The sequence below is a fragment of the Cysteiniphilum sp. genome, from assembly GCF_057495195.1.
In genome coordinates, this window is sequence record NZ_JBXTEF010000068.1 from 15031 (window position 1) to 27141 (window position 12111).

9 protein-coding genes and 1 tRNA gene are annotated in these 12111 nt (G+C 39.4%); 9 read left to right on the top strand and 1 reads right to left on the bottom strand.

The window, feature by feature from the left end; all coding sequences use genetic code 11:
- Positions 1 to 8 precede the first annotated feature (8 nt).
- The 8 genes from ACY10D_RS05820 (at position 9) to polA (ending at position 10298) form a co-directional block, all read left to right on the top strand.
- The gene (locus ACY10D_RS05820; protein WP_486999824.1) at positions 9 to 737 is read left to right on the top strand and encodes a hypothetical protein; all 729 of its coding nucleotides are present in this window, start codon (positions 9 to 11) and stop codon (positions 735 to 737) included.
- A 76-nt stretch (positions 738 to 813) separates the two neighbouring features.
- The gene (locus ACY10D_RS05825) at positions 814 to 1713 is read left to right on the top strand and encodes a LysR family transcriptional regulator (protein ID WP_486999825.1); all 900 of its coding nucleotides are present in this window, start codon (positions 814 to 816) and stop codon (positions 1711 to 1713) included.
- Positions 1697 to 2599 carry a LysR family transcriptional regulator gene (locus ACY10D_RS05830; RefSeq protein WP_486999826.1) on the top strand — a complete coding sequence of 301 codons (903 nt, stop codon included), beginning with the start codon at positions 1697 to 1699 and terminating at the stop codon, positions 2597 to 2599. Before ACY10D_RS05825 ends, ACY10D_RS05830 begins: the two co-directional genes overlap by 17 nt.
- Positions 2600 to 2901: 302 nt before the next feature.
- Entirely contained in the window at positions 2902 to 3810 is a 909-nt protein-coding gene (locus ACY10D_RS05835; RefSeq protein WP_486999827.1) for a D-alanine--D-alanine ligase, read from the top strand.
- Positions 3807 to 4526 carry a cell division protein FtsQ/DivIB gene (locus ACY10D_RS05840; protein ID WP_486999828.1) on the top strand — a complete coding sequence of 240 codons (720 nt, stop codon included), beginning with the start codon at positions 3807 to 3809 and terminating at the stop codon, positions 4524 to 4526. Before ACY10D_RS05835 ends, ACY10D_RS05840 begins: the two co-directional genes overlap by 4 nt.
- Positions 4527 to 4741: 215 nt before the next feature.
- Positions 4742 to 5977, top strand: a complete 1236-nt coding sequence (gene ftsA, locus ACY10D_RS05845) for a cell division protein FtsA (protein WP_486999829.1) — start codon at positions 4742 to 4744, stop codon at positions 5975 to 5977.
- Between the two features lie 67 nt (positions 5978 to 6044).
- A complete protein-coding gene (gene ftsZ, locus ACY10D_RS05850) occupies positions 6045 to 7235 on the top strand; it encodes a cell division protein FtsZ (RefSeq protein ID WP_486999830.1) in 1191 nt (396 codons plus the stop codon).
- A gap of 342 nt (positions 7236 to 7577) precedes the next feature.
- Positions 7578 to 10298, top strand: coding sequence for a DNA polymerase I (polA, locus tag ACY10D_RS05855; protein WP_486999831.1), 2721 nt, complete (start codon positions 7578 to 7580; stop codon positions 10296 to 10298).
- Positions 10299 to 10425: 127 nt separating this feature from the next.
- Here polA and ACY10D_RS05860 read toward each other — a convergent pair whose 3' ends face one another.
- A complete protein-coding gene (locus ACY10D_RS05860) occupies positions 10426 to 11874 on the bottom strand; it encodes a M17 family metallopeptidase (RefSeq protein ID WP_486999832.1) in 1449 nt (482 codons plus the stop codon).
- A gap of 158 nt (positions 11875 to 12032) precedes the next feature.
- Here ACY10D_RS05860 and ACY10D_RS05865 point away from each other — a divergent pair.
- Positions 12033 to 12109 (top strand) — tRNA-Ile (locus ACY10D_RS05865).
- Positions 12110 to 12111 lie beyond the last annotated feature (2 nt).

Sequence of the window (12111 nt, forward strand, 5' to 3'; positions counted from 1 at the left end):
AAACTAACATGAATAAAATAATTGCTATAACAACTACATTGCTTGCGAGTAACCTTGCATTTGCTGGCTGGGGTTTAGGATATAATATTGAAGTTGTCAATAAAACGGGTCGTGATATGCAAGTCTCCCCGTATAATTGCGCACTTCATTATGGGGGCACTAATGATATGGTCAAAATTAAAGATTCATCAGGCACAACAAAAACATGCACATATAAAACTCGAGCTCAAGATAAGTGCACTGCAGCTAATGGGTCTACTATAACAGGATACTGTGCAGCGAGTTTCTGGCATGAAGCATCCCTATCGATGAAAACCGTTGTACCAGGATATGATTTATGGAGTACACGTGCTGAATTTAGAGTACCTAAAGTAGGCGCTTCAGCTTTATGGTTTCATTCAACGAGTAACACCAGTGCAAGAACCGATAATGCCTATGTTTCTTATTGGAGTAGTGTCATCAATAAGACCGTTAAAAAGGATCAAAAAGAAGGTATTTGGGATAAGACAATAGCGGCGAATAAAGACCTGAAGAATACTTCTGGTCATCGCTACTCGGTGATCTCAGGTGCTTACTCAGGCATGGAAGCCTATGGAAATGATTTGCTACATGATCATGGCAAGTCAATGCCATTTGCCGTTGCATGGACAACTGACCGCTCAAGTAATAACATGTTTTTTGCTGTTTTAGGTGAGAAAGATGTTTACTATGTTGAGGATAAGGCAATGAGGTTATAAGTGTTTATAGATATTTGCAATGTCATTAATATTCTCTACACTTTAACTCAGTAAAGGATAGCTTAAAGTGTGACTTATGGATATTGATGATATTAAAATTTTAAAATCTCTACTTTTGGGCAATAACGTCAGCCAAACAGCAGAGCTTGTGAATCTATCACAGCCAACAGTGACAATAAGGCTTAAAAAACTCCGTCAGCAATTTGATGACCCACTGTTGGTGCGTCAAGGGAATGCATTTCTTCTAACAGAAAAAGCAAAAAACCTCATTAACCCTGTGCTACGCTTAAGTGAAAATATTAACCATGTGATACCTTCATCAAGTTTTGATCCATATAATGATGAGTCAACGATATATTTATATTTATCAGAGTATATTAGTGATATGTGTAGCCAAAAGTTAATTGACTTAATTTATGCTTATAATCCAAATCATCGTATCAAAATCAATGTTTTTCCTGGAATACAAGATTTACCTGATAATTATGATTTTAGTGATGCCGAGATTATATTTGGCGCGCCAGGTAATATTGAGGAGTTTACGAGTTATACGGTGTTTGAAGATGAGTTACTATTAGGCTATTACCATTATCCTTTAGATGATTATGAGTGTATAGATTACGATACATACTGTAAGTTGCCACATATTATATTTGCTAAATCCAACGAGAAAAATTATGTCCGAACCTATATCCAGCAAGCCAAAGAGCAAAGGCGTGTTTGTGTATATACAACAAGCTTATCAACAGCAGATACTTTACTCAAGACATCGAATTATGTTGCGACAGTGACTAAAATTTTTGCGCTTTCTAATCAACTTAAAACGGTTAAGTTAGATTTTAAACTACCTAAGTTCGCATTGCGCTTAAGTTATCCTAAACGTTTGCAAACAAGTCAGCGTAATATATGGCTAAGAAAAATATGTATTGAGGCATTCGGTCATGTGATGGATGAGTTAGGTGTTGGTGTTAAATGAAACAAGATGTGAGGTTAAAATGGAGTTAAATGACTTTTTGATTCTACAGTCGCTGATTCATACGAAAAGTGTCAGCTTAACGGCACGTTTTTTAGGTATATCACAGTCTTCGGTATCAATGAAATTGTCTAATATGAGAGTGCATTTAAAAGATGAGATACTTGTACGTAAAGGACAATCAATGGAATTGACCAATAAAGCAAAAGAGCTTATTCCCATGCTTAACTTAGTTCAAGCAGATCTTGACGCATTGCTGCCAGTTGCTAATTATAATCCAAGGGCTAAAAAAGACATATTTAAGCTCTATATGTTTGATATGGGTGCGTTTATGTTGCCATCGATTATTAATAAGATACGTTCTTACAATGATGACCATATTGTTCAGGCTGAGGTTATTCCTGTGGTATATGACAAAAAATTTGGTGACAGCTTTGATGATGCCGATTTGGTCATCGGTATGAACTATTACCTAAAGAAATTTGATAAAGAAGAAATATATTCCGACCAGCTAGTGCTAGCATACAAAGACTATCCCTTGGAAGGTGAAAACCTTTCATATGATGATTATTTGCAGCTGCCACATATCACGTATATTTTGGATGACACGCGTAATCCGATGTTGGATTATTTAACAAGACCAGATCCAAGGAATGTTAAGATTACGTGTAATTCATATCAAGATGCCATTGACTTATTGTCAGATAAGTATGTCACGACTTTGGCATTGAAAATGGTAAGGCATTATCAATTAAATTATTTGCCATTGCCATATCACACACATGAAGAGCCGTTGTTAATGTCCTATCCATTTCATTTAAAGCGTCAACCAAAAAATAGATGGTTGCGTAAGGTGGTGAAGGAAGTGTGTAATGCATCTGTCAAGTAGAATTAACCAGTTGTTAGACTAAGACTAAATATTCACCCACAAGTGCTCACCGTACCCTGAGCGTAAGTCGATGAGCATCAGTCAAAGTGGGTGCTCTCACTCTATAGAGGCTTCGACTTACGCTCAGCCAGCGCTTACACAACCAAAGTAGTCAGGAATATGGTTATAGCCAGTTATTACTTTCTTAATTTGTATTTAATTCAACTCACAAGGACATTTGCCGCCAGATTGCGCTAGATAAACTGGGCAAATCTGACTAACATATTTGCCATTTATATGATTTGCTGTTTTAGGAGTTTTGCTTGTCACATTTAGGGCGTACATTTGGCAAAGTTGGGGTGTTGTATGGTGGAAGCTCTGCTGAGCGTGACGTCTCGTTACGTTCAGGTGCTGCGGTAATCGCAGCATTAAAGACGCTTGGTGTTGATGTCGTTGCAATCGATGCTTCAGGCAAAGAGTTAGTGCATCAAATTGTTAATGCTTCTTTAGATCGTTGTTTGATTATGCTTCACGGTGGTGACGGTGAGGATGGGCATGTCCAAGCCTTACTGCATCAACTTGAGATTCCTTATACCGGTTCAGACATCTTGGGTTGCGCTTTGGCAATGGATAAAATGCGCACCAAAAAGCTATGGCAAACAGAAGGTTTATTAACGCCTAAATCAAAAATAATCGATGCATCATTGGATGTGTTAGATTTGAAATTTCCATTAGCAGTTAAACCGACAACGCAGGGCTCAAGTGTCGGGATTCATAAGGTGTTATCAATCGAGTCCTTGGCTAAAGCCTATGAGGATGCTGCGCAATATGGTGAGGTGATGGCAGAAGAGTGGATTGAAGGCAAAGAGCTTACCGTTTCGATTGTTGATCAAACTGCATTACCATCGATTTGGATTGAGCCAAGGCTTGAATTTTATAGCTATGAGGCTAAGTATACCAAGGAAGCTGCGACTTGCTATCATTGTCCAAGTGGCCTTACGCCAGAGATGGAGCAAAATATCAACGATATAGCACTTAAAGCATTTGCAGCAGTAGGATGCAGTGGTTGGGGGCGTGTTGATTTTATGCTATCAAAAGACAATGAGCTGTACTTGATTGAAGTAAATACAGTGCCGGGAATGACTAACCTAAGTTTGGTGCCGCAAGCAGCCAAGGCACATGGTTGGGATTTTGAAACCCTTGTACTTAAAATACTAGAAAGCTCATTATGAAATTAAAGCTATATATTAAGTCAGTCTGTTTTGTTTTAATTGTTGCCGCACTCTTGTTGGGTGTGCGTTATGTGTTTAAGGAAAGTAGTGCACATTTGCAGAAAGTAGCGATTGTAACAAAAGGTGAGCTTGATTATATCTCAAAGCCACAGATTGTTGATTTGATCAAACCATTTCAACAAGACACGTGGTGGGAGCTTGATGTTGATGATGTAACTCAAGCGATTAAACAATACCCAGGCATTAAAGAGATCAAAGTGCAGAAAAAGTGGCCAGACCAGTTGATTGTTAAGCTAGCAGAATATCAACCGAAAGCTTATTGGAATTCACGTGATCAAATATTGCTTGAAGATAAAGAGATCATAGCGCCGAAGTATTTTTCAGGATCGATAAATCTACCTGTTTTTTATGGTGATAAAAACAATATTGATACGATAGAGAATGGTTATGAACGTTTGCAAAAGATAGCGCGAGACAATGGTTTTAGTATTTATAATATTAGTTTTCAAGGGAATCAATGGCAAGTGACATTAAATACGGATGTTGCAGTGTGGCTAGGCTCAAGTCGGATCGAGCAAAAGCTGTTACAGTTATTACAAAACTATAAAAATATTGAAATTCCTAAGGGGCAGAAATTAGCTACTGTTGATATGCGTTACCATAGTGGTTTTGCTGTCGGCTTTAAAGCGGCGGATGATGATGCTCAAAAAGGTTAAAAATTGCAAAAAATCGTAAGTTTACCGTATAAGCAAGATTCAGTTTTGCCGAATTTATGTTAGAGTATACAGCAATTTGTTTGAAACCCTTAGCTTAGGTTGATTTACCCTTGTTTTTGGTCGAAAATGATACGCGATATCATTGAGGGTCAGGGTAGGTAACAAAAGAATGCGACGTAAGTTAAAACACTAAAACTGGAATGAGTATCTAGAATATGTCTGAAATCGTGGAAAAGAAGATATTATGTGCCATTGATATCGGAACGTCAAAAGTTGTGGCTTTGGTGGCAGAGTTAAATGAAGATGAACAAATCAATATCATTGGGATTGGTACGCAACCTTCAAAAGGCCTTAAAAAGGGCGTGATTGTTAATATTGATGCGACGGTCAAAGCCATTCAAAAAGCTGTGCAAGAAGCGGAAGATGTTTGCGGCTTTAGCATCAAAGAAGCTTATATTGGTATTGCTGGTAGTCATATTCGTAGCTTTGACTCACATGGTGTTGTTGCTATTGAAAGTGCCGAAGTATCACAGCGTGATCTAGATCGCGTTATCGAATCGGCAAAAGCCGTACCTATGCCGGCAGATCAAGAGATTTTGCATATCCTCTACCAAGACTTTATGATTGATAATCATAATGGGATCAAAGAGCCATTGGGTATGTCTGGTGTGCGTTTAGAAGCTAAGGTTCATATGGTGACTGCTTCTTCAAGTGCTGTACAGAATATTAAGAAATGTGTTAACCGTTGTGGTATCAAAGTGCAAGATATTGTGCTTGAGCAGCTTGCTTCAAGCTATGCCGTTTTAACCGATGATGAAAAAGAATTAGGTGTTTGTTTAATTGATATTGGTGCAGGCACAACTGATGTGGCTGTATTTATCGAAGGTGCCATCAAATACACGTCAGTTATTCCAATTGCGGGTAGTCAGATCACCAGTGATATAGCACATGCTTTACGTGTGGCGACAGATACCGCTGAGCGGATCAAGATTCAATATGGTTGCTCAATGAGTAATTTGGTTAAATCGGATGATGCGATTGAGATTCCAGGACTTGCGGATCGTTTGGCGCGACGCGTACCTTTGCAAACGCTTGCAGGTGTCATTGAGGCAAGAACGGAAGAGTTATTTGGCATTGTGTATGAGGCGTTAGATAAGAATAACTTATTAGAAGCAATCTCAGCCGGTATCGTGTTAACCGGTGGTGCTGCTAAGATGCGAGGTATTGCACCATTAGCAGAAGAAATCTTTAAAGTGCCCGTGCGTATTGGGGGACCAACCAATATTACCGGTGTTCAAGATGTGTTGCATAATCCTGTGCACTCAACAGGTGTAGGCTTGATTAAATACAGTCATATGCAGATAGAAGAAGGGCAACTAGCATATGAAGAGGATGCCGATAATTCTGGTGTTTGGGGTAAAATGAAAGGTTGGTTTGGTAAGCATTTTTAGTACTTTAAAAAGTACTAAGTATAAGAATTAAAAATTAAAATATAGTTTTATAAAAGGAGTCCATTACATGTTTGAAATTTCAGAATCGTTGACAGACAATGCCGTTATTAAAGTAATTGGTGTTGGTGGCGGTGGCGGCAATGCCGTTGAGCATATGTTGACACAAAACATCGAAGGCGTTGAGTTTATTTGTGCTAACACTGATTCACAAGCGCTTAAAAACTCAAGTGCGCGTCATGCGATTCAAATTGGTAATGAGTTGACGAAAGGTCTAGGAGCTGGTGCTAACCCTGAAGTCGGTAAACGCGCAGCGCAAGAAGATCGTGCGCGTATTCAGCAAGCATTAGAAGGTGCTGATATGGTATTTATTACTGCCGGTATGGGGGGGGGCACAGGTACAGGGGCAGCTCCTGTGATCGCTGAAGTTGCTAAAGAAATGGGTATTTTAACCGTAGCAGTAGTTACTAAACCATTCCCATTTGAAGGACGTCGCAGAATGCAATTGGCTGAGTATGGTATTAGCGAGTTATCACAAAGCGTTGATTCATTGATTACAATCCCTAATGCGAAACTACTGATTGTATTGGGTAAAAACATTAGCTTATTAGACGCATTTAAAGCAGCTAATGGTGTATTACAAGGTGCAGTACAAGGTATTGCTGAATTGATCACACGTCCTGGCTTGATCAACGTCGACTTTGCGGATGTGAGAACGGTGATGTCAGCAATGGGTGTGGCAATGATGGGGACAGCAACGGCAGCAGGCGAAAATCGTGCGCGTGAAGCAGCGGAAGCCGCTGTGGCAAGTCCGTTATTAGAAGATGTGAATTTAGCGGGCGCTAAAGGTGTGCTTGTTAATATCACGGCTGGCATGGATATGTCTATTGGTGAGTTTGAAGAAGTGGGTGATGTGATTAAAGCGTTTACTTCAGACCAAGCAACTGTTGTTGTTGGTACGGTGATTGATCCAGATATGTCAGATGAGTTGCGTGTAACTATCGTTGTGACTGGTCTTGATACAGCTGATGAGCATGCGAAGTTTGTCAGTGGTACGGCAGGTCAAAAATCAGCAAGCCCGTATGGTCGTCAAAATGTATCATTTAAATCATCAGAAAATGGTGTTAATACAAATAATACGTTAAGACGTCAAGCGCCTTCAGTTGAAGCGCAAGAAGTTGAAAAAGAGCAAAAAGTAGCAGCTGAAGGTGATAATGAATATTTAGATATTCCTACTTTCTTACGTCGCAAGGCAGATTAATGTAACTTTGTTGCTGTTTATTTCTCAATTATTTTTTAAATTTGCGACTATCATTAAAGGCAAGCTACAAAGCTTGAACAATTAAAAAATCTAAATCTTTGTCATTATCGAAGGGATTATTCTAACCTAAATATTCACCAAAAAATGCTCACCGTACCCTGAGCGTAAGTCGAAGTGATGCACTTGGGAAAAGCACACTTTATAGAGGCTTCGACTTATGCTCAGCCAACGCTTACGTAATCAAAGTGGGCGGGAATGTGAGATTATACCTGCTGAGAGTACTACATCTTTAAAGTCTGATCAGGTATGATAGCTTATCTTTTTATAAATCAGATTAGTTTTATGTCAAACACTCAAAAAATCGTTCTTGTTGATGGATCATCTTATCTTTTTCGTGCTTTTCATGCCTTACCACAATTAACCAATCGCCAAGGTGAACCAACAGGTGCGATCTTCGGTGTAATCAATATGTTAAAGAAATTACCTAAGCAGCTAAATACTAATCATATTGCTGTGGTTTTTGATGCTAAGGGCAAGAACTTCAGGCATGATCTTTATCCAGAATATAAAGCCAATCGTAAGGCCATGGCAGATGAGCTTAGAGTGCAAATATCTCCTGTGCATGAAATGGTGCAAAAGCTCGGCTTTCCACTGATTGTCATCGATGCGGTTGAAGCCGATGATGTTATTGGTACATTGGCTAAGCGCTTTGCTAAAGAAGGGCATGAAGTGATTATTTCAACGGGTGACAAAGATATGGCGCAACTGGTTGATGCACATATCACCTTAATGGATACGATGAAAAATGAGATTACCGATTGCGAGAAAGTCATTGCTAAATTTGGAGTTACACCTGAGCAAATTATTGATTACTTGGCATTGATGGGTGATACATCAGATAATATCCCGGGTGTGCCAAAAGTGGGGCCAAAAACAGCAGTAAAGTGGCTAGCTGAATATCAAAGCTTACAAGGTGTTATGGCAAATGCTGATAAAATATCGGGTAAAGTTGGTGAGAATCTAAGAGAGAGTATTGATTTTCTGCCACTGTCTTATCAACTAGCTACCATTAAATGTGACCTAGAGCTACCGTACACAGTTCAAGATATGCTCTGTGTTAAGCCGGATATTGATTATCTTAAGAAGGCTTTCACACAATATGAATTCAAAGGCTGGTTGCGTGAGCTTGAGCAAGAAACAAATATTGTGACTGATTCACAAAACACTCCAGTGGAGTCTGTCGATACTCAATCAACCTTAAACTATCAGATTATTTTGACGGAAGAAGACTTCAATATCTTTTATGCTGAGCTAGCAAAAACGGAAATCTTTGCTTTTGATACTGAAACAGATTCATTAGATACTTTTAATGTGCGTCTTGTTGGCATGTCATTTGCCTTAAGGCCACATCACGCGGTCTATATTCCACTGCAACATGATTATGACGATGCACCAACACAATTAGCACTAGATTGGGTTGTTAATAAAGTAAAACCAATTCTAGAAGATGATCAAGTGGCTAAAATTGCACAAAATGCCAAGTTTGACCTAAAAGTTTTAAGCACCGTTGGTATTAATGTCCAAGGTGTCAAGTATGATACGATGCTTGAGTCATATGTGTTAAATAGTTCAGCAACACGCCATGATATGGATTCATTAGCTAATCATTATTTGAATGTCAAAACAGTGAGCTTTGAGGAGTTAGCAGGCAAGGGTAAAAATCAACTTACGTTTAATCAGATTGATATAGCTAAGGCTGGGTTTTATGCTGCAGAGGATGCGGATATTACCTATCGTTTGCATGAGCGTATTTGGGATGAGTTAAAGGCTATAGACAGTTTACGTGAGTTGTATGTCAAAGAAGAATTACCGGTGAGCTTTGTTATTGATCGCATGGAGCGTATCGGTGTTAAAGTTGATGCCGATTTATTAAAAGCACAAAGTGCGTCACTCACCGCAAAAATAGCTCAGTTAGAAAAAGAGTGTATTAAATTAGCAGGAGAAGACTTTAACCTGTCATCTCCCAAGCAATTGCGTGAGATTCTCTATGATAAGATGGGTTTGCCCATTTTGAAAAAAACACAAGGTGGACAAGCCTCAACGGCTGAAGATGCACTTCAGGAGTTGGCAGAGATCTATGACTTACCTAAGCTTATTATCGAGCATCGCCATTTAGTGAAATTAAAAACAACTTATACCGACAAGCTACCATTGATGATCAATAGTAAAACATCACGGGTGCATACTTCCTATCAGCAAGCAGTAACAAGTACAGGGCGTTTGTCATCAACGGAGCCTAACCTGCAAAATATCCCGATTCGCTCAAGTGTAGGTCGTGAGATTAGAAAGGCATTTATTGCTAAGAAGGGTTATAAGATTTTAGCGGCGGATTACTCGCAAGTGGAGTTAAGAATTATGGCGCATTTATCGCAAGATCCTAATTTACTTCATGCTTTTCAGCAAGGCTTAGATGTGCATCGCGCAACAGCTGCTGAGACATTAGGAATTAAAGCAGATGATGTAACACCCGAGCAACGTCGTCAAGCCAAGGCAGTTAACTTTGGCTTAATCTATGGTATGGGTGCATTCGGTTTGGCAAAGCAATTAGGCATTCCGCGTGGTGAAGCACAAGAGTATATTGATATCTATTTTGCGCGTTATCCTGGGGTTAAGCGCTATATGGAAGATGCCAAAGCCTATGCTATGCAGCATGGTTTTGTTGAGACCATTTTTGGCAGACGTTTACATTTGCCAGAGATTAATTCGCGTAATATGGCAAAAAAACGCGCGGCAGAGCGCGTGGCAATCAATGCGCCAATGCAAGGATCAGCTGCTGATATTATTAAGCGTGCGATGATTTTAATTGATGAGTGGATTATCAAAGAAAATATTGATGCCAGAATGATTATGCAGGTGCATGATGAGCTGGTATTTGAAGTTAAAGAAGATCAGCTAGAAAGAATCGGCAAAGAAATTAAACAATTTATGGAATCAGACGCTTTATTACAAGTGCCACTAATTGTTGATGTCGGTATTGGTGATAATTGGGATGAGGCTCATTGAGTAATGATGTATAAATAAGTTACATGAGCTAGCACCTCTCCCCTTGCGGGATTGCTCGTGTAGCTTAAGCTGCGCGGGTGAGGGGAGTAATTAAAACTCAACTATTCTTTTATCATTACTAATGGTATTAAACTAAAAATTGCTCAACAAGCTCACAGGTATACCAAACCCCGACACCACTGACCTCAGTAGGTATTGGTGCTAGCCCATCCTTATGGCGGCATGAAGCCAAATCCATATGTAACCAACGAATGTCTTTACCAACAAATTGCTGTAAGAATTTAGCTGCTAAAATATGATCGGCATTACCGCTGACATAACATTGTTTTAAATCAGCAATATCAGAGTCCAACGCTTTAAGATAATGCTTATCCATTGGAAATGGCCATACTTTCTCAGCACACCTAGCACCATATTTGACTAAACTTGATTGCCAGTCATAATTATTACTGAAAATTGCAGAGTATTCAGTGCCCAATGCGCGCACCGCAGCACCTGTTAATGTCGCATAATCAATAATCATTTCAGGTTTATCTTGGCTTGCCAAGCATAATGTATCAGATAAAGCCATGCGCCCTTCAGCATCGGTATCAACCACTTCAATGGTTTTACCATTTAATGCGGTGACGACTTCATTGGGCAGAAAAGCACGTTCGCCAATGTTGTTGTTAGTTATTGCAAGGTAACAATGTATTTGATAAGGGACTTGCAAAAGGCTTAATGATAGTAAGCTACCAACAGCAACTGCACTACCCATCATATCGTCATTCATGCCATACATATATTGTGGTTGCTTCAAGCTAACACCTCCGGTATCAAAACAAATCCCCTTGCCAACAAGTGCGATTGTTTTGCTAAAGTCTTTAGGTGTATACGTTAACTTCACAATGCCTGCAACTTCAGAGGCACGTGCTACCGCATTAAAGGCGCCAGCACCCATTTCAGACAAGCTTTCTTTGTCATAAAGCGTATATTGCCAATCCTCGCGTTTGGCAATATCTTCCAGTAGATTGATATAGATCTGTGGGGTTAAGTAATTGGTTGGAAAAATAGTCAGGCGACGCGCAAGTGCATTACCTTTGTGTTTTGCAAGTACATCAAGAAAATCACTTTCGCTATAATCGCCAATGATCTTGATGCTAACCTCTTGAGCCTTATGTTCGCGCTTATAATTAGGCATCTCTTCAGTATGTGCTAATAGTGTACGCATACAAGCATCAGCAGTTGATTCGCTAGTATTCTCAGCAAGAAAAACAATATTCTTAGCCTTGGTGATATTTGCATTCTTAACTAGCTCAGATAAATCTTTAAGCCATAAATAGAGCTCGCATTCACCAACATTTTCTTTGATGATAATGTGTGTGCCTTTAGCATTGGGTAGCTGTGTGTGGTAGCCTTTTTTACATTTTGGCGCTTGAGATTGTTTGCGAGAGTAAAGAAGCTCACCTGAAGGTAAGTTTTGCCATTGTACTTCATTATCGGCGATCGCAATAATGAGATCTGCATTATGGTGGTTTTCATCAAAGTGAGCAGAGAAATGTAAGCGTGCTGATGTTAATGTATGTAATGAATGCATTGATTTAACCTTGTTGAGAAACCTTATTAGGAAACAGTATAAACACACTTTTAGGCAGTATGAACCAGAATTACCTACTTTTCGTAATAACTACGTGGGAAACAGCAGAATTATGCTTGCAAAACTAAGATGATGGGCTAAAATAGCCGGAAGTTTAAGGGCTCTTAGCTCAGTTGGTTAGAGCAGCGGACTCATAATCCGTTGGTCGCAGGTTCGAGTCCTGCAGGGCCCACCATA

Bases quoted from the DNA above. Each gene is read 5' to 3' on its own strand.
- ACY10D_RS05820 (WP_486999824.1), top strand. From the start codon at position 9: ATGAATAAAATAATTGCTATAACAACTACATTGCTTGCGAGTAACCTT.
- ACY10D_RS05825 (WP_486999825.1), top strand. From the start codon at position 814: ATGGATATTGATGATATTAAAATTTTAAAATCTCTACTTTTGGGCAAT.
- ACY10D_RS05840 (WP_486999828.1), top strand. From the start codon at position 3,807: ATGAAATTAAAGCTATATATTAAGTCAGTCTGTTTTGTTTTAATTGTT.
- ftsA (WP_486999829.1), top strand. From the start codon at position 4,742: ATGTCTGAAATCGTGGAAAAGAAGATATTATGTGCCATTGATATCGGA.
- ftsZ (WP_486999830.1), top strand. From the start codon at position 6,045: ATGTTTGAAATTTCAGAATCGTTGACAGACAATGCCGTTATTAAAGTA.
- polA (WP_486999831.1), top strand. From the start codon at position 7,578: ATGTCAAACACTCAAAAAATCGTTCTTGTTGATGGATCATCTTATCTT.
- ACY10D_RS05860 (WP_486999832.1), bottom strand. From the start codon at position 11,874: ATGCATTCATTACATACATTAACATCAGCACGCTTACATTTCTCTGCT.